The organism is Pseudomonas sp. GM50 (assembly GCF_000282375.1).
Taxonomy (GTDB): Bacteria; Pseudomonadota; Gammaproteobacteria; order Pseudomonadales; family Pseudomonadaceae; genus Aquipseudomonas.
The window spans coordinates 1-16,366 of the sequence record NZ_AKJK01000100.1; the positions used below are offsets into that span (position 1 = coordinate 1).

At 53.9% G+C, this 16,366-nt stretch carries 17 protein-coding genes and 4 pseudogenes; 9 read left to right on the forward strand and 12 right to left on the reverse strand.

What is annotated here, in order from left to right; all coding sequences use genetic code 11:
- Positions 1-292 precede the first annotated feature (292 nt).
- Positions 293-706 carry a DoxX family protein gene (locus PMI30_RS07215; RefSeq protein ID WP_008012699.1) on the forward strand — a complete coding sequence of 138 codons (414 nt, stop codon included), beginning with the start codon at positions 293-295 and terminating at the stop codon, positions 704-706.
- Between the two features lie 227 nt (positions 707-933).
- Here PMI30_RS07215 and PMI30_RS30765 read toward each other — a convergent pair whose 3' ends face one another.
- The 4 genes and pseudogenes from PMI30_RS30765 to PMI30_RS07205 form a co-directional block, all read right to left on the reverse strand.
- Positions 934-1,074, reverse strand: coding sequence for a hypothetical protein (locus PMI30_RS30765; RefSeq protein WP_202949726.1), 141 nt, complete (start codon positions 1,072-1,074; stop codon positions 934-936).
- A gap of 172 nt (positions 1,075-1,246) precedes the next feature.
- Positions 1,247-1,558: a hypothetical protein gene (locus tag PMI30_RS07210; RefSeq protein WP_032835907.1), complete on the reverse strand. Its 312-nt coding sequence runs from the start codon at positions 1,556-1,558 to the stop codon at positions 1,247-1,249.
- Positions 1,559-2,293: 735 nt separating this feature from the next.
- Positions 2,294-2,504, reverse strand: a pseudogene (locus PMI30_RS31770) (hypothetical protein).
- A gap of 522 nt (positions 2,505-3,026) precedes the next feature.
- The gene (locus tag PMI30_RS07205; RefSeq protein WP_008012704.1) at positions 3,027-3,485 is read right to left on the reverse strand and encodes an Lrp/AsnC family transcriptional regulator; all 459 of its coding nucleotides are present in this window, start codon (positions 3,483-3,485) and stop codon (positions 3,027-3,029) included.
- A gap of 124 nt (positions 3,486-3,609) precedes the next feature.
- On the opposite strand from PMI30_RS07205, the gene PMI30_RS30770 reads away from it, so the two are divergent.
- Both PMI30_RS30770 and PMI30_RS07200 read left to right on the forward strand, forming a co-directional pair.
- Entirely contained in the window at positions 3,610-4,233 is a 624-nt protein-coding gene (locus PMI30_RS30770) for an RBBP9/YdeN family alpha/beta hydrolase (protein ID WP_008012707.1), read from the forward strand.
- Positions 4,226-4,975: an alpha/beta fold hydrolase gene (locus PMI30_RS07200; RefSeq protein ID WP_008012709.1), complete on the forward strand. Its 750-nt coding sequence runs from the start codon at positions 4,226-4,228 to the stop codon at positions 4,973-4,975. The genes PMI30_RS30770 and PMI30_RS07200 overlap by 8 nt, the downstream gene beginning before the upstream one ends.
- A gap of 49 nt (positions 4,976-5,024) precedes the next feature.
- Here PMI30_RS07200 and PMI30_RS30775 read toward each other — a convergent pair.
- The 7 genes and pseudogenes from PMI30_RS30775 to PMI30_RS32195 form a co-directional block, all read right to left on the reverse strand.
- Positions 5,025-5,198 (reverse strand): annotated as a pseudogene (locus PMI30_RS30775) (transposase domain-containing protein); the annotation flags it as partial.
- An 82-nt stretch (positions 5,199-5,280) separates the two neighbouring features.
- On the reverse strand, positions 5,281-6,510 hold the full coding sequence (gene ltrA / locus PMI30_RS07195) for a group II intron reverse transcriptase/maturase (protein ID WP_008012711.1): 1,230 nt from the start codon (positions 6,508-6,510) through the stop codon (positions 5,281-5,283).
- Positions 6,511-6,972: 462 nt separating this feature from the next.
- Positions 6,973-7,955, reverse strand: a pseudogene (tnpC, locus tag PMI30_RS0129795) (IS66 family transposase).
- Between the two features lie 42 nt (positions 7,956-7,997).
- Positions 7,998-8,351 carry a transposase gene (locus PMI30_RS31775; RefSeq protein WP_008012715.1) on the reverse strand — a complete coding sequence of 118 codons (354 nt, stop codon included), beginning with the start codon at positions 8,349-8,351 and terminating at the stop codon, positions 7,998-8,000.
- 81 nt (positions 8,352-8,432) lie between these two features.
- Entirely contained in the window at positions 8,433-8,768 is a 336-nt protein-coding gene (gene tnpB, locus PMI30_RS31780; protein WP_008012717.1) for an IS66 family insertion sequence element accessory protein TnpB, read from the reverse strand.
- Entirely contained in the window at positions 8,765-9,097 is a 333-nt protein-coding gene (gene tnpA, locus PMI30_RS07185; protein ID WP_008012719.1) for an IS66-like element accessory protein TnpA, read from the reverse strand. The genes tnpB and tnpA overlap by 4 nt, the downstream gene beginning before the upstream one ends.
- 130 nt (positions 9,098-9,227) lie before the next feature.
- Positions 9,228-9,608 carry a winged helix-turn-helix transcriptional regulator gene (locus PMI30_RS32195; RefSeq protein ID WP_202949727.1) on the reverse strand — a complete coding sequence of 127 codons (381 nt, stop codon included), beginning with the start codon at positions 9,606-9,608 and terminating at the stop codon, positions 9,228-9,230.
- 150 nt (positions 9,609-9,758) lie between these two features.
- Here PMI30_RS32195 and PMI30_RS07180 point away from each other — a divergent pair, with 150 nt between their 5' ends.
- The 6 genes and pseudogenes from PMI30_RS07180 to PMI30_RS07165 all read left to right on the forward strand — a co-directional run bounded on the left by PMI30_RS07180 (position 9,759) and on the right by PMI30_RS07165 (position 15,620).
- Complete coding sequence (locus tag PMI30_RS07180; protein WP_008012721.1) at positions 9,759-10,520, forward strand: isochorismatase family protein; 762 nt, start codon at positions 9,759-9,761, stop codon at positions 10,518-10,520.
- A 262-nt stretch (positions 10,521-10,782) separates the two neighbouring features.
- Positions 10,783-11,199, forward strand: coding sequence for a hypothetical protein (locus tag PMI30_RS31980; RefSeq protein WP_443216311.1), 417 nt, complete (start codon positions 10,783-10,785; stop codon positions 11,197-11,199).
- Positions 11,200-11,348: 149 nt separating this feature from the next.
- A pseudogene (locus tag PMI30_RS30795) lies at positions 11,349-11,476 on the forward strand (transposase); the annotation flags it as partial.
- A 304-nt stretch (positions 11,477-11,780) separates the two neighbouring features.
- Complete coding sequence (locus PMI30_RS07175) at positions 11,781-12,518, forward strand: gluconate 2-dehydrogenase subunit 3 family protein (RefSeq protein WP_008012726.1); 738 nt, start codon at positions 11,781-11,783, stop codon at positions 12,516-12,518.
- Between the two features lie 2 nt (positions 12,519-12,520).
- Positions 12,521-14,305, forward strand: a complete 1,785-nt coding sequence (locus tag PMI30_RS07170) for a GMC family oxidoreductase (protein ID WP_008012729.1) — start codon at positions 12,521-12,523, stop codon at positions 14,303-14,305.
- A gap of 13 nt (positions 14,306-14,318) precedes the next feature.
- Complete coding sequence (locus tag PMI30_RS07165) at positions 14,319-15,620, forward strand: c-type cytochrome (RefSeq protein WP_008012731.1); 1,302 nt, start codon at positions 14,319-14,321, stop codon at positions 15,618-15,620.
- A 163-nt stretch (positions 15,621-15,783) separates the two neighbouring features.
- Here PMI30_RS07165 and PMI30_RS07160 read toward each other — a convergent pair whose 3' ends face one another.
- Positions 15,784-15,993, reverse strand: coding sequence for a hypothetical protein (locus PMI30_RS07160; RefSeq protein WP_008012733.1), 210 nt, complete (start codon positions 15,991-15,993; stop codon positions 15,784-15,786).
- Positions 15,994-16,366 lie beyond the last annotated feature (373 nt).

The window sequence follows — 16,366 nt, forward strand, 5'->3', positions numbered from 1 at the left end:
CGATGGATTAGGAAGATCTTGGGTTACACCACTGCCAACGAACAACAGCGGCAGGTGTAGCGCTTGGTCACGAACAAAACTACGGCCCACACCCACACGACTGCAGAGACTTTGACGGAGTGCGGATTTAACACTAGCAGCTCCTTATGCTGCCTGTTGGCAGACAGAGCCGCTTTTATTGCCCCCCGTCCCAGAGCAGGCTGCCAATCAGCTGCTAGTGTTAAAAATGCGCGCAAGGCTTCAATACCAGACTTACTTGCGTATCCTCTCTCGCGTCCACAGGCGGAACACCATGAGATACAACCTGTTTGAGAATCAGAGAAACGAGATCATCCTGCTCGCCCGCATCCTTCTAATGATCCTTTTCATTATTTCCGGCTGGGGCAAGATGACCAACTTTGGCGGTACCGTTGCTTACATAAGCTCACTCAGTGCGCCCATGCCCATGGTCGCTGCAGGGGTTGCGGTCGTAATGGAGTTCTTTGTCGCTATAGCGATCGTTGTGGGTTTCTACACCCGCCCACTCGCATTTCTCTACGCCTTGTTCGTACTCGGTACCGCTTTGATCGGGCATCACTTTTGGACTATGGTTGACCCAGAGCGCGCGGCAAACATGACCCAATATTTAAAGAACCTCAGCATCATGGGCGGCTTGCTGCTGCTGGGCATTACTGGCCCTGGCAAGTATTCGATTGATGGCAGATAGCAGCACGTGTAGTGGGAAAGGGCGCGCAGCAAATCCCACTTCGCGCCCCAAATGTCTTGCATCATAGTCACCCTATGACGCTTGGGCCGCGTTTGGAAATCCATGACAAGAATCGCTACCTACCAACTCCTATCGTAATGGACTCAAAAAACGACAGGGTGCAATAACGAATCTGGTTCGCTCCGTCTCGGAAAATCTCCTGAGCTAGCGGAGTTTCTGCCCCAAGATCAGCTAGTCGTTTGCCTGCCTGAACCCGGATAAAAACCTTCAAAGCTTTCATGGGAAATGTCTTCTTCGCTCGCTCCGACGTCGGCCATCTCCAATGCGTTTTTGTAGATAGCGTCATCAATGCTGATGGTTGCGCGCATTTGATGGTTTCAGAACAGGGACGGGAGGCGGCATAGCCGAAGGCGAAGTTTAGTCATGTTCACTCCGGGTTATTAGCTCCGCGAGCGTCATATTGTCGAGCTGTTCGGATGCTACTAACGGGCCTTAGTGCGTCCCGTTGGTATCGATTACCACAGGGCACGCGCGAAAACGTCACCACTGATTTGATGCAGAACCGGCCTCTTTCAAACCCGGGTAATCATCGAGCGCCAGGCTAGGTTTACCATCGTCCACCTGATCCTCCTTAGGTTTGTGTATCACTCCCGCTTCAGCGTCTGCACGCATCTGCTCAAGCTCTTTATGAAACGCCTTGTCCTGAGCCGTTGGCTTGCTGATGTAGGGCTTTCGCTCAGGGTCACGCTGCGCTGCATAAGTAGTTACCGCATCAGGGTCGTGCTGTAGCTTTTCTTGAATTTGAGCTTCGAGCATCGCACGAAGCGCGTCTTTGTCGGGGCGAGTGAGCAATTTCTAAGTCCTATCGAAAAACCACCAGCCAGTATTCGACTGAGCAAATGGCTGTGTAGTAAAAATGAAATCGACATGTCGGGAATCTGGGCTGCAAGTGGATTCACCCGGGCTGCAGGTCGAGCGGGGCACATGATCAATTTCTTCCAACATGGTGAAAGTGTCAAATTGGGTACATGCCTTGGGTGAGTCAGTAATCGGCAGGAGCTCAGGCAATGAAGGACAGGAAGCATCATTCCTTCTAATTGGGGGCCTTTACTCGTTCTTAGCATCGCTCCGCCAAACTGCCCTCTGTAGCGTTCATGGGCGAGGTGGGTTTCTGGGGCGTGTGCTGAAAAAAGGGCCAAAACAGTAGAGCTCGAACGGCACTCCAAAAAATATTTTTCCGCCCCCCTTGAAACAGAAAAAAGGAAACGGAGCTCTATTATTTGATACCAAACAAAAGCAAGGCATCCCGATGCCTGCTCGCTTTCGAGATGGCTACAGGTTTTTGGGCTATCGACTCGTTGCTTTGCCATTGCTTTTGTTTCTGTCTACTGCCTTCAGGAGATTTAAGAAGAACAATATGCCGGAGGAGGGCGGACAGACTCACACTCAGGACAGAAGAACTCGCTTCTTTGCGACGTATGTCGCGGCTAGATTTTTTACTTTGAAGCAACCCTAAAACCAGCTCGGATTGTCGACGTACCTGGCGTAACGCGAAGGAGGCTTTTAGGTAGCCAAAGTCGAGCTTGTTTACTCCGGCGCCATAAGCATAGCAAGCGTCATATTGATGAACTCTTCGTTCCTACTGATGGCGCTGCAGAGCGCCCCGTACGTTCTTGGCAACGTCACCTGATCCACGCTGCTCGACCCAAAGCGTGAGCTCAATGATGGCGGTCTCAAGGGCGACTTGATTTTGGTTGATCTTGAAAAGCAGGGAAGGGAGAAGGTCTGAATTTGTCATCGCGATTCCTCCATGGAGGAGGTCAGCATAGCAATAGGTCTAGAAAATCGGGCACGACTCCACCAGGGGAAGTCCTGGCAGACCAAGTGTAAGCGTCTGGGTGGAAGTCACCTTCCGAACTCCAGCATTAAGGGTGATGGTGTCCGCGTATTTTTAAGCGGACGCGATAGCTCCTAGTCAGGATTTCCATGCGCCAACGAAGTTCTTAACCGAAACCGTTCAAAGGTAAGCGTTTTTGGATTCGGAGGAGCGACACTCTAACGAGCTCACTCCTCATACCATCAGTCAAACTGACCTCCAAGGCTCTGCGTTTGCAGGTGCGCGAAAGCTGAAACATCCGATCAAAGTCGATCCTTCATCTTTATCGAGCGCATCGAATGCCACGGGCTTGGGCTCTTTTTCCAGGCGTTGAGATGAGGCTGAGGAGGGGATGGCTGTAAGTGATCCATCGATGTCCATTGCGCGCATCACGCTCATCGGCCTCTCAAACGTAAGCGTCCGGCAATCACGTCTTGCGAGCAGTTAATTGTCTGGGTCACTTCTCGGACGTACAGGTACCTGTTTGCGCACGGCATTGGACAGAACCAACGATGTCGTGACCGAACCATGGACAGCCAGCGCATCGACTATAGTCTCCAAATCAGCAGGCTGAGAAAACGCGCAACGGACTATGAAGCAGTCTTCTCCCGTAATCCTGTCAGCTTCTAGCACCTCAGGTATGTTGTTAAACAACTCCAGATAGCGCTTGATGTGCTGGTGAGTTGTGCGAATGCGTAGAATCGCCTGCAACCCCAACCCTACCTCACGCAAACTTACCCGCGCGCTGTAACCCTCTATGACACCCGCAGCTTCGAGTTTCTGAACTCGCTCGCTCATAGCCGGTTGGGAAAGCCCAATGCGCTTGCCCAAGGATGCCAGGCTTTGCCGTGCATTCTTTTGCAGTGCCTCCAGAATCTGCCAATCTTTGCTGTCCAGCCCCATGCTTTTCCTCTACTGAGTAATCCGATGAATCATCGGTTGACGACGCTTCTTTCGGATGATTTGCCATCCAAGGTCGATGTGTCATTCGCTACATTCTGCGGACACCCCTTCTGAGAAACAAGAAATGACACCTTCGATATTGCTCCTCCCGGGCATTGGCAATTCCGGCCCAGGTCACTGGCAGACGATATGGGCACACACCGACGCTTCCATGGAGAGCATTGGGGGGCAAGACTGGAATCGACCAGTTTGCACAAAGTGGGTCGAGAATCTGGAGGCCGCTATTAGCCGAGCGGGGCCCGACATCGTGTTGGTAGCCCACAGCCTTGGCTGCCTGCAAGTCGCCCACTGGGCGCAATGTAGTCGCACATTGGTTAGGGCCGCTTTGCTGGTTGCCGTACCAGACCCCGACCGCTCCACTTTTCCGAACGAGGCGCTAGGATTTAGTCCACTTGGCCTGAAGCGTTTTGCATTTCCAAGTACCGTTGTCGCAAGCTGCAACGACCCATATGCAGATATGGATTATAGCCAACGATGTGCAGAAGCCTGGGGCAGCCGCCTGGTGAACATCGGGCCCCAAGGGCACATTAATTCGGCCAGCGGACTTGGTGATTGGCTTCAGGGGAGAGCGTTGCTGGAAGATCTCGTCGCAATGTCTGTGAGCCCCGTCCCAGATGTTCGCTCAACCGTTCACGACGCTAAAGAAAAGAACTCACTTCATTGTTCGCAAGGAAAGCCAAATGAATAACGCATCCAACGCCCCTGTTGTATTCATCAACGGCCTTATCGGTACGTTGAATGATCCTGAGATTCATAGACAGCTCGGTGATCGACCCTTCCTTGCACCTGATCTTTACGGCTATGGAAACCATCAAGGTACGCCTGTAGGGAATATCAATATTCAGGGACAGGTCGAACGAATACGCGAGGTGGTCGAAGCCGAGTTCAATGAATGTGCAGTGAATCTTGTTGGGCATTCGGTCGGTGGAGTGGTGGCCTATGCATTTGCCCACCGCTACCCAGAGCGCGTGAAGAGCCTTGTCAGTGTTGAAGGTAACTTCACCCTGAAGGATGCCTTCTGGTCATCGTCCGTCGCGAACATGTCAGTAGAGCAAGCAGAAACCATGCTGGAGGGATTCCGGGCCGATCCCGAGGCCTGGCTGGAGCGATCCGGAATACTGGAGCCCGCTGGCCAAACAGAAACCGCGAAGACCTGGCTTGCCCACCAACCTGCTTCAACCTTGCAAGCTATGGCCCAATCGGTAGTGGCGGTCACAGGGCGCCCTGACTATCAAACAATCTTAAGGAGCGTGTTCGCTTCGGTACCGGTGCATTTGTTGGCGGGTGAGCACTCAGTCGGAGGTTGGGATGTTCCTGACTGGGCAAATAAGGGAGCGACGAGTCTCACCATCATGCCAGACGTTGGACACCTAATGATGTTGCAACATCCCGCTGCGTTCGGTCGACTGGTTGCGGGCCTATTAGCCTGAGTGAGAGTTGATACACGCAAAAGCGTCTGCCGAAGGCACCATGCCTAAGCTAGGAACCCGTCCACTGATGCGGCAGCAGTTGTCCGATCTCGCTTGCTCGCTGCGTCGGCAGCCGCTTGAGAACATCCTTTAAATAGGCGTATGGATCATGCCCATTCAGCCGCGCCGACTGGATCAAGCTCATGATCGCCGCCGCACGTTTGCCGCTGCGTAACGAGCCCGCGAGTCGAGTCAGCCGAAGGGAATTTCACCCCTCGGCTGCTCACAGAACCGTACGTGACAGTCTCCCGTCATACGGCTCTTGATCACACATTCGATGCACGTAGTAAATACCAATGCGCGAACAGCTCCGGATTCTCTCTTCGAACAAGACGCAGCCGATGCTCCGCTTGACGTATAGAGATTCGGTACTTGCTCTTCATCCATTTGAGCAGGCGCGATTGCAACGCGCTCCACAATCGAAAGCTGAAGTTTCTGTACCAGAATTTACCGTAGTATTCGATCCATCCTCGAATCACAGCATTGTACCTGCGAGAAAAATCCCTCAGGTCATCCGTCGTGGATCGATGGATGCGCCAGTGTTTGATCGTGTCCACCATCCTGCGCATCGCCTTCATCGACGCTCCCTGCATGCACTTACGAAAGAGTTCGCCCTTTGAGTTCCTCAGGGTTCGCACCTTGAAGTCATATCCGAGAAAGGTGAAGCTCGTCGCGACATTGTGCCGCTCGAATGTGTCGATGTAGACAATCTTCGACTTTTCTTCGTTGATGGTCAGGCCCACTTCACTCATCCGTCGCGTCAGGCTCTCCCTGATTCGAACAGCCTCGCTCATCCTTGTGCAGTGGATAACAATATCGTCGGCATACCGTTCAAACGGCACGCCGCGATGCGTCCTGTCCATCCAACGATCAAAGGCATAGTGCAGGAATAAATTGGCTAACAAGGGCGAGATCACACCCCCTTGAGGTGTCCCTCGTCCCCGCTCCTGGAGCAACCCCGCCTCACTCTGCATCGGCGCTTGCAGCCAGCGTCGGCAGTACAAGATCACCCATTTCGGCATCTGGTGATGTTCCAGGGCCTTGATGATCAGGTCGTGCCCAACGTGGTCGAAGAACGCGCTGATATCCACTTCCAGTACCCAGTTCTTACGACGGCACCGAATGGAACATTGACGCAAAGCGTCGTGGGCCGATCTTCCGGGCCTGTACCCATACGAGTCAGGATGGAAAATCGGATCGATCACAGCCTCCACATATCTTTTCACTGCGCCTTGGGCTACTCGATCGGAGACCGTTGGGATGCCAAGGATGCGCTCCTTGCCGTTGTCCTTTGGAATGCGCTTTTCCCGTACAGGTGGCGGGAAATACGACCCTGCGCACAACCGGTTCCAGATGCGGTAGAGGCTATGATCGCGTTGCCGATCAAAGTCCGTGAACGTCTGACCATCACAGCCCGGCGCGCCACGGTTGCGGCATACATCCTGATACGCCATCCACACCAGCGATTTCGGTATTTCGAATGCTTTTCGCTGCACTAAAACGTCATCCTCGTTCGAGTTGTGTCCCGCACAACGAAAGTGATCCCCACCCCTTCGCTCCAGCCCCATTACAGGTCTTTCGTCACTACTACGGGTGAGTCCGTCCCTATCCCCACGATACGTACCGAGGATAGGTTCTCACGTTCCCCAAAATGGCCTGGCTCAGGTTCTTGCTGCCTTAACAACGGGTGCCGTGCAGTCGGTAGACAGGTATCCTCTGCACTTCTCGGGGCCCGGCTATACAAGCCCGTTTTGACACCAGTGGAGATTTCGTCGCTTCATCAGTCAGTTCACTTGCGTTCAACTACCTGAGCCTTACGTGACAGTAGTTTCTCTGCCTTTTCCCGAATCGCTCACCACCAACATGCTGAACATGCTCGCAGCATCAGGTCGTTTGATCAGTACGCCTGCACGCCCTGACCGGAGGGCCAACCTCCATCCACTTTGGAGCATGGAGTGTCATGCCGCCATTTTCATGTCGTCGTCATGACGCCTCCTTCGTGACACACACAGCCAGTTCGAGCGCCCAAGAGCCCACGGTCGGATTTGATTCTCACACCAGTTGTTATCAATGGGCACAGCACCGTCATCGAGATAGCGCGTCAGCGCTATCCAGCGTTTGAGGCTGTAATCCAACGCCTTGGCGATGGCCGATCCCTCAGGCACAAGCTGCCTCTGGGCGATCATCCAGGTATGAAGTACGTCGATGATCGGCGCTGCTTTTTCCTGTCGTATTTGTTGCCGGACATCCGGCCCCAGCTCGCGGACTTCTCGTTCAACTTCGTACAAGGCCGCGATGTAGTGCAGCGCTTTTTCGGCAATCTGGCTTTTGTTGGTTGCGTGTAAGTCGAAGAATTTTCGGCGGGCATGGGCCATGCAGCCGATCTCCGTGACGCCCAGTTCAAAGCCTGCCTTGTAGCCCGCGAAGTCGTCGCAGACCAGCTTGCCATTCCAGTGGCCCAGGAAGGCTCGGGCATGTTCGCCAGCGCGGCTCGGGCTGAAGTCGTAAACGACCGCCGCCAGATCGGCGAACTGGCTGGTGGCATAGGCCCAGACGTAAGCACGATGAGTTTTCTTTGCGCCAGGCGTGAGCATTTGTACCGGCGTTTCGTCAGCACGGCTTCGCGCAGTGCATCGACTAGCGGTTGGAGTTGCACGCCGCAGTTGCCCACCCATTGCGCCAAGGTTGAACGGGCGATGGGCAGCCCGGCGCGGCCAAATATTTTCTCCTGCCGATATAGCGGCAGATGGTCGGCAAACTTGGCCACCATGACGTGGGCCAGCAAGCCCGCTGTCGGGATGCCTTTGTCGATGACGTGCGCCGGTACTGGTGCCTGGATCAGTGTTTCGCATTGCTCGCAGGCCCATTTCCCACGGATATGGCGTTCGACGGTGAACACGCCGGGCGTGTAGTCGAGCTTTTCGCTGGCATCTTCGCCGATGCGCTTGAGGGCGCAGCCGCATTGGCAGTGGCTGTTATCCGGCTAGTGATGGATCAGCGTGCGGGGAAACTGCGATGGTAGCGGTGCGCGCTTGGGTTGCTGGCGCACTTTGGCTTCGACTGATGTCGGTTGCAGCGCTTCAAGCTCAGCTTCGATGGCGGCGATATCGGTGTCGATCAAGTCGTCGAGCAAGCTGGCTTGATCCGGACTTAGCTGCTCGCTGCGCTTGGCAAACTTGAAGCGCTTAAGCAGCGCGATCTCGTGGGCCAGTTTCTCGTTGACCGACTTGTGATGGGGGATTTGCTTGTCCATCGTCTCGACACGCTGGATCAACTGCGCCGCCAAGGCACGCAGTTCTTCAGGGTTTAATTGATCGAGATTCGGATGCGAAGTCATGCTGCCGATTTTGCCAGAGAGGGCTCATGGCGGCGACAGACTGATGGGCCAATTGCGCTGGCAAGCGCGCCATGTCGGTGGTTAAAGCATCGAGATAATTCCGCCTGCACCGACGCGCTGCCAAGGTAAACCGAGTACCAGGGCCTGAAGTTGCTCGGCATCCAACTCAACTTCGGAGCCATGCCGTACACCTGGCCAGAAGAAGCGTCCTTGATTCAAACGCCGGGCTGCAAGCCAAATCCCCACACCGTCATGCACCAGCACTTTCATGCGATTGGCGCGACGGTTGGCGAACAGATAGGCACAGTGCGGCTTCGCCGCACCAAACACCGCGATAACTCGCGCGAGCGCGGTTTCAGTGCCGGCCCGCATGTCCATGGGGTCGGTGGCGAGCCAGATCGAGTCGATGCGGATCATCGCAGCAGGTCTCGTAAGAAAGCGGAACACGCCGCTGCATTTTCTGACGGCCAACTCACCACGACTGCGCCTTTTGAATGAGGCACTTCGATTCGGATCGTAGCGGGAAGAGGTTGGTGCGTCGCTATCGGTGGCGATGCCTTGACCGGGATGAAGGCTGTTTGCAGCGTCAGAGTTTTCTGCGCATGCACCCGAATCCATTTATGGACGAGGTTAGCATTGAGGTTGTGGGTCAAGGCGACATTGGCAATCGAGGTGTCAGGCTGGGCGCACTCGGCAATGACCTGGGCCTTGAAGGACTTGGAATAGGAACGGCGTTCTTGTGGCATGGGCGTCCGCTTTAAAGGCTAAAAATGGTGTCCACTTAAATTTAGGTGGACACCATCGCCTTAAGCGATGGCATCAGGAAGGTGTGTTGCCCGGACGGTTACTCTCAAACCAATCAGCAGACGAACACCTTCACCGAGTGCTAAGTGCAACTGCTGCCGAGGGCTCCCCAAAAAGTTGCATTGCTGCAACCTCCATTGCTCGGAATACAGGCTCGAGAGCTCTGCCGCGGTCAGTCAACACGTATTCCACATGTGGAGTTTTGGATGCGCTCACCACCGTTCGCTGAACGAAGTGGTCTCGCTCCAGATCACGCAATTTCTTGGTCAAGACTTTTGGAGATATGCCGTCAACGGCGCGCTTAATGTCCGCAAAGCGATAAGTACGGCCCTGAAGCAAACACCATATGATCCGAGGTGTCCATGCGCCCGAGATAACGGCGAGGTATTGCTCTAGCGGGCACCGCGAACTTGGTGCAAAGGGTGGCATAGGTAGTGAATCTTCTGATTTCATTTATCTTCACTCATCCACTTTCCTCACGGTAACCACCTTCCGTGGTCGGAACCTCTTCACTATGCTCTGCCCATAAGCTTGCGTGCAAGCTCGACGATAAAAGTGTCAACAGATCTGCTTTGCCTCCAGAACCAGCTAGGAGATCGAGTTATGTCAACACACCCAGTCGATGTCGTGAGTCCAGTTTCAGATGAGATCATCCCCCCAAAAGTAGCTGCCGATGAGGCAGTGCGCGCTGGCCGTGTGATTTATGATAAACCGACGCCCGAGAACTCGATCATGCTGTTCATTGACCATCAGATTGGTCTTATGGCTGGCGTACGTGACTTCAGTTCACTGGCTGAGTACAAGAGCAATGTTGTAGGACTGGCACGCACTGCAAAGGCTCTGAAAATCCCCGTCCTTATCTCGTCATCCAACGCCCAATGGCAGAACGGCGACACGCTGCCCGAGATCAAGGAAATCTTTGCGGGTGAACCGATCTACCGGCGCACGGGCATTATCAACTGCTACGAAGACCCGACCTTTCGTCAAGCCCTCGAGGCTTTGGTTAGCACTACGAATAGACATCACATAATCATCTCCGGTGTAACCATCGGCACCTGCTGCACTTTCCCGACGCTGTCGATGCTCCAGGACGGCTATAAGGTATTTCCGGTGGTCGACGCGTGTGGCGCATGGAGTGCCTATGAGGCACAAGCCGCCATGTCGCGGATGGCTAGTGCCGGTGCTGAGCTTGTTACCACGTTCGCTCTTGCTTGCGAACTGCAGGCCGATTGGAAGCGTCCGACTGCGAATGACATGCTGGCGCCGTTCCTGCAAAACCTGCCCGAGTATGGTTTTGTGCTGCAGAACTTCTGGAACAACGCAAACCAACACGTAGTGCCAGACCCCTTCGGTATCGTGAAGTAAGAGTCTGGCTGTAGCTTTGTAGTTTTTTTAAACGGACGAACACCCTGTAGTGGATGAAGCAAAATGTCTAACAATCACGTATTCGGCTTATGCTTTTTTTGAATCTAAACTAAGTGCAATGAAATTAAATGAATAGACGTGGTGGAGGATAATCATGAACATCAAAATTGTTCCTATACTCGCTTTAACTGCAATTGGAATATATGTATTAGGGGGGCACTCATCGTTACGTGTAGTAGATCGAGAGGCATCAACAAGCAATGTGTCGGCTGTAGATAGTCAAACCGCCACTACCGAGGTTGCGGCTGACGGTGCTGATCACGTCGGTGGAGGTTATGTGGCCAGTGACGGTGCGGATCGAGTGGGTGCGGGCCGTTTGGCAGCAGACGGTGCGGATCGGGTGGGGGCAGGCCGCTTGGCAGCAGACGGCGCTGATCACGTCGGTGCAGGTCAAGTGGCCAGCGACGGTGCGGATCGAGTGGGTGCGGGCCGCTTGGCGGCTGACGGCGCTGATCACGTCGGTGCAGGTCAAGTGGCCAGTGACGGTGCGGATCGTGTAGGCGCGGGTGCCTTGGCATCTGATGGCTCGGATCTGGTAGGTGAAAATCGCCTAGCTTCCATTGAAACTAGATTTCGGGTCGGCGGTATTGGTTCCGATGCGGTAGCGTCGTCGAAGTAATCTTGTTCATCTACTGGAGTGACAGTCCAGGGGGTGGCTGCAAAAATATCTGCTGCTTTGCCCTCTGGCATTGATATGAACTGATCTTTGAATCGCGCTGGGGTTCGTAGACACCTCCATGCCAAAAAAGAGGTCAATCAGGAGGTGCCATGAACAACCCGCGTTACGCCGAAGAATTCAAATCCAAGCGGTCAATCAAGTGACCGAAAAGAAGCGGCCTGTCGCTGATGTAGCGGCACGTCTTGGCGTGTCGACCCACAGTCTCTATGCGTGGATAAACTCTGCAGTTCAGGTCAGCAAAGGTTTCTCACTTGTGGGAAACGTGGGGTCGAATTGACTTCAGCAATCTGTTGGCGAGCAACTGATTGCTCGATGCTAAGCTGTGAAGCAGCTCTGAAACCGGTTTCATTTTTTGTCAGTGGTCGATATATTCCCCCGCTTTTTCCAGCTAGTGCAGTGGGTTGAACTGGGTCTGAACAATTGCCTTTTGGACTGTGATGACTTTGCTGAGTCTGCACGTATTGCCAAACACCAACAAAATTGATGCGTCGCCCCAACCGTATTGTTGATGAGGATTTGCTATGTCTGAGCATGATCAAGACAACCCGCGCAGGGACTTTCTGCGCAAAACTCTAACCCTGATTCCCGTAGTGACGGTGGCAAGTACCGGTATCGGAATGAACGCACTTGCGGCCACTGAGAGCGCGCCGACCGCAAAAGCGCCGAAAGCACCTCCCGTGAGCGATTACCAGCCCAGCTTTTTCACTAAGGAGGAGTGGGCGTTCGTCCAGGCGGTGGTATCGCGCCTTATTCCTGCCGATGACCTTGGCCCTGGTGCACTTGAGGCAGGAGCGGCCGAGTTTATTGATCGGCAGATGAACACTCCCTACGCAATCGGGGCGCTCTGGTTTATGCAGGGCCCATTTGTGACTGATGCTCCCGCTGAACTGGGTTATCAACTGCAATTGACGCCGCAGCAACTCTACCGATTGGGCATCGCGGCAACGGACGCATGGTGCAAAAAGACATACGGAAAAGTTTTGGCTGCGCAAGACAGCGCTACCCGAGACAAAATTCTTCATAAAATGGAGTCCGGAGAGGTAGTTTTCGATGATTTTCCGGTTAAAGCATTCTTCAGCCTGTTGGTGCAGAACACCCGAGAAGGGTTCTTCTGCGATCCAATTCATGGCGGTAACAAAGGGATGGTCGGCTGGACTCAGATAGGTTTTCCTGGGGCTCGCGCCGATTTTATGGATTGGGTTGAGCGTAACGAGCAGTACCCCTTCCCAGCAGTTTCTATTCGTGGGGAGAGGGCTTGAAGATGGCGACGGTATTGAAAAAGGTTGATGCGGTCATCGTCGGTTTCGGCTGGGCTGGGGCAATCATGGCCAAAGAATTGACCGAGGCGGGACTTCAGGTGGTTGCGTTGGAGCGCGGCCCCATGCAGGACACCTATCCGGATGGAAACTATCCGCAAGTGATTGATGAGCTGACCTACAGCGTCCGCAAAAAGCTGTTCCAGGACATCTCCAAGGAAACTGTCACTATTCGTCATAGCGTCAATGACGTAGCGCTGCCGAATCGGCAGCTTGGCGCGTTTCTGCCAGGTAAAGGCGTTGGTGGTGCGGGCCTGCATTGGTCTGGCGTTCATTTCCGCGTCGACCCAATTGAGTTAAGGATGCGCAGTCACTACGAGGAACGTTATGGAAAGAGCTTCATTCCGAAGGATATGACCATCCAGGACTTTGGCGTCAGCTACGAAGAACTGGAGCCGTTTTTCGATTTCGCCGAAAAGGTCTTCGGCACATCTGGCCAGGCCTGGACAGTGAAAGGCCAATTGGTGGGTGCAGGGAAGGGCGGTAATCCCTACGCGCCTGATCGTTCCAATGAGTTCCCTTTGGCGTCGCAGAAGAACACCTACTCGGCGCAGCTGTTCCAGAAGGCCGCACTCAGTGTTGGCTATAAGCCCTACAACCTGCCTTCTGCCAACACGTCGGGGCCCTACACCAATCCCTATGGCGCACAGATGGGGCCTTGTAATTTCTGCGGCTTCTGCAGTGGTTACGTGTGCTACATGTACTCGAAGGCCTCTCCCAACGTAAATATCCTGCCAGCTCTACGCCAGGTGCCGAACTTTGAATTACGCACTAACGCGCATGTGCTGCGCGTCAATCTCGATAGCAGCAAGAGCAAGGCCACTGGCGTCTCCTACATCGATGCTCAAGGCCGAGAGGTGGAGCAACCGGCTGACCTGGTGATCCTTGGGGCTTTTCAATTCAACAATGTGCGTCTGATGTTGTTATCCGGAATTGGCAAACCCTATGACCCGAAGACCGGGGAGGGGGTAGTGGGTAAGAACTTTGCTTATCAGAACATGGCCACCATCAAGGCCTTTTTCGACAAGGATACCCACACCAACAACTTTATCGGTGCGGGTGGCAACGGGGTTGCGGTGGATGACTTCAATGCTGACAACTTCGATCACGGCCCACACGGTTTTGTCGGCGGATCGCCGATGTGGGTAAACCAGGCGGGGAGTCGGCCAATCGCAGGTACATCGAACCCACCAGGCACTCCGGCCTGGGGTAGCCGCTGGAAGAAAGCGACCGCAGATTACTACACCCATCAAGTATCGATGGACGCTCATGGTGCGCATCAATCCTATCGCGGTAACTACCTTGATCTGGATCCGGTTTACCGCGATGCCTATGGGCTACCACTCTTGCGCATGACGTTCGACTGGCAGGAAAACGATATCAAGATGAATCGTTTCATGGTCGAAAAAATGAGCAAGATTGCCCAGGCCATGAATCCTAAAACCATTGCTTTGCTCGGCAAGAAAGTGGGCGATCATTTCAATACGGCGTCCTATCAGACGACGCACCTCAACGGCGGCGCAATCATGGGTACCGACCCCAAGACCAGTGCAATCAACCGCTATCTTCAGTGCTGGGACGTGCACAACGTGTTTGTCCCTGGCGCTTCAGCCTTTCCTCAAGGCCTGGGTTACAACCCCACGGGTCTTGTCGCAGCCCTGACGTACTGGTCTGCACGGGCGATTCGCGAACAGTACTTGAAAAACCCCGGCCCGCTGGTTCAGGCATAAGGAGCGACACGTGATGAAAAAAGTATTTGTCGCGGCGTTGATGCTCTGCGCGAACCTCCCGGCATGGGCTGCAGACTCCACCGAAGCTGAAATCAAACAGGGAGAATACCTGGCTCGTGCAGGTGACTGCGTTGCCTGTCATACCGCCAAGGGTGGAAAACCATTTGCCGGAGGGCTTGGAATGGAGACCCCAATTGGCACTGTGTACTCGACCAACATCACCCCTGACGCCAGCGGAATTGGCAGCTACAGCTTTGATGACTTTGACAGGGCTGTGCGTCATGGGATTGGAAAGAGTGGCAGTAGCTTGTATCCCGCCATGCCATTTCCTTCCTACGCACGTGTTAGTTCAGCCGACATGCAAGCTCTCTACGCGTACTTCATGAAGGGCGTGGAACCTGTTGAGCAGCCAAACAAAGAGACCGATATTCCATGGCCTCTGAGTATGCGTTGGCCACTTTCGATTTGGCGGGGACTGTTCGCACCAAAAGTTGAAACCTATCAGGATCCAGTAGGTGTAGATCCAGTGGTCAGTCGTGGTGCTTATATCGTCGAAGGCCTGGGCCATTGCGGTGCCTGCCATACACCGCGTGCAATCACGATGCAGGAAAAGGCCTTGAGCGCCGGTGATAGCCCGTTATTTTTGTCCGGCAGTGCCCCATTGGAAGGTTGGATCGCAAAGAACCTTCGTGGTGATCACAAGGATGGCCTAGGGAGCTGGAGCGAAGATGATCTGGTGCTATTTCTCAGAACCGGCCGCAGTGACAGAGGCGCTGTCTTTGGTGGTATGAGTGATGTGGTCGAGCACAGCATGCAATACATGACGGATGCTGATTTGCGTGCGATCGCTCGTTACCTGAAAAGCCTGCCGCCCAACGATCCAAACGACAAACCACATCAATATGACAAACAGGTGGCGGATGCTCTATGGCGAGGAGACGACAGCAAACTCGGCGCTTCGGTGTACATAGACAATTGTGCGGCCTGTCATAGAACCGATGGCCATGGATACGCTCGCGTTTTTCCTGCGTTGGCCGGTAATCCAGTGTTGCAGACTGAGGACGCCACCTCTCTAATCAACATTGTACTGAAGGGAGGGTCATTGCCAGCAACTCATGCTGCACCATCAACCTTTACCATGCCTGATTTTGCGTGGCGATTATCAGACCAGCAAATTGCTGCGGTGGTTACTTTCATCAGAACGAGCTGGGGTAACCAGGGTACCGCGGTAACCGCGAGCGACGTGAAGAGTCTGCGTGTTGACGGTTTGAAACAGGCCGCTGGAGGCGACTCGGGGCTGACGAGTAGAAAGTAAAATACGTAGCCATGCGTTGCGCTGCCTCTTTGTCAAAAAGGGGTAGCGCCGGGCTCATTCGGTTTTGATCGAAGAGTTTGCTCGTGGTTGAAGTTTCCGGCTCATAGAAAATTTCTGCTCAGTGAGCGATTACTCAACAGACCACTTCGACGGCTGAAGTGGATCACTCCGGCGCCATCAACACAGCCAACGTCATATTGATGAACTCTTCGTTCCTATTGATAGCTTCCAGTGCACTCCGAACATTCTGGGCAACGTCACCTGATCCACGCTGCTCGACCCACAGCGTCAACTCCATGATGGCTGCTTCGAGGGCATGTTGATTTTTGTTTATCTTGAAAAGCAGGGAAGGGAGCAGGTCTGAATTTGGCATCGCGATTCCTCCATGGAAGAGGTTAGCGTAGCAGTGGGTGAATTTTAGAAGCACAATTCTCGAACCCTTAAACGACTTTATCCAGCGCTATTGGCCGGCCGTGTCCCTCATCGGAAATCGATGACGAAGACTTGCTGTGGTGGCTTATAGCCGCTAATAGTGAGGAGGTGCTTGGAGAGGGCGTGGAGATGATGTCGAGATTCGATGTTGTTCCTGCAATACCAACAGAAACGGGATCAATGCGTAACGGAGTGCGCTTCTACTGCAAGACTGCACCCATAGGATTCAACATCTATGACAACGAAGCGAAGCTACGTCTGACGACTACTTACCAGGCCCGAGAGGAAGCTGAAGCTGAGTGTCAGCGACTGAG

Excerpts from the sequence above, each read along its gene's own strand:
- PMI30_RS07215 (WP_008012699.1), top strand. The coding sequence starts at position 293 with ATGAGATACAACCTGTTTGAGAATCAGAGAAACGAGATCATCCTGCTC.
- PMI30_RS30765 (WP_202949726.1), bottom strand. The coding sequence starts at position 1,074 with ATGCGCGCAACCATCAGCATTGATGACGCTATCTACAAAAACGCATTG.
- PMI30_RS07205 (WP_008012704.1), bottom strand. The coding sequence starts at position 3,485 with ATGGGGCTGGACAGCAAAGATTGGCAGATTCTGGAGGCACTGCAAAAG.
- PMI30_RS30770 (WP_008012707.1), top strand. The coding sequence starts at position 3,610 with ATGACACCTTCGATATTGCTCCTCCCGGGCATTGGCAATTCCGGCCCA.
- PMI30_RS07200 (WP_008012709.1), top strand. The coding sequence starts at position 4,226 with ATGAATAACGCATCCAACGCCCCTGTTGTATTCATCAACGGCCTTATC.
- PMI30_RS31775 (WP_008012715.1), bottom strand. The coding sequence starts at position 8,351 with ATGACTTCGCATCCGAATCTCGATCAATTAAACCCTGAAGAACTGCGT.
- tnpB (WP_008012717.1), bottom strand. The coding sequence starts at position 8,768 with ATGATCCGCATCGACTCGATCTGGCTCGCCACCGACCCCATGGACATG.
- tnpA (WP_008012719.1), bottom strand. The coding sequence starts at position 9,097 with ATGCCACAAGAACGCCGTTCCTATTCCAAGTCCTTCAAGGCCCAGGTC.
- PMI30_RS32195 (WP_202949727.1), bottom strand. The coding sequence starts at position 9,608 with ATGAAATCAGAAGATTCACTACCTATGCCACCCTTTGCACCAAGTTCG.
- PMI30_RS07180 (WP_008012721.1), top strand. The coding sequence starts at position 9,759 with ATGTCAACACACCCAGTCGATGTCGTGAGTCCAGTTTCAGATGAGATC.
- PMI30_RS07175 (WP_008012726.1), top strand. The coding sequence starts at position 11,781 with ATGTCTGAGCATGATCAAGACAACCCGCGCAGGGACTTTCTGCGCAAA.
- PMI30_RS07170 (WP_008012729.1), top strand. The coding sequence starts at position 12,521 with ATGGCGACGGTATTGAAAAAGGTTGATGCGGTCATCGTCGGTTTCGGC.
- PMI30_RS07165 (WP_008012731.1), top strand. The coding sequence starts at position 14,319 with ATGAAAAAAGTATTTGTCGCGGCGTTGATGCTCTGCGCGAACCTCCCG.
- PMI30_RS07160 (WP_008012733.1), bottom strand. The coding sequence starts at position 15,993 with ATGCCAAATTCAGACCTGCTCCCTTCCCTGCTTTTCAAGATAAACAAA.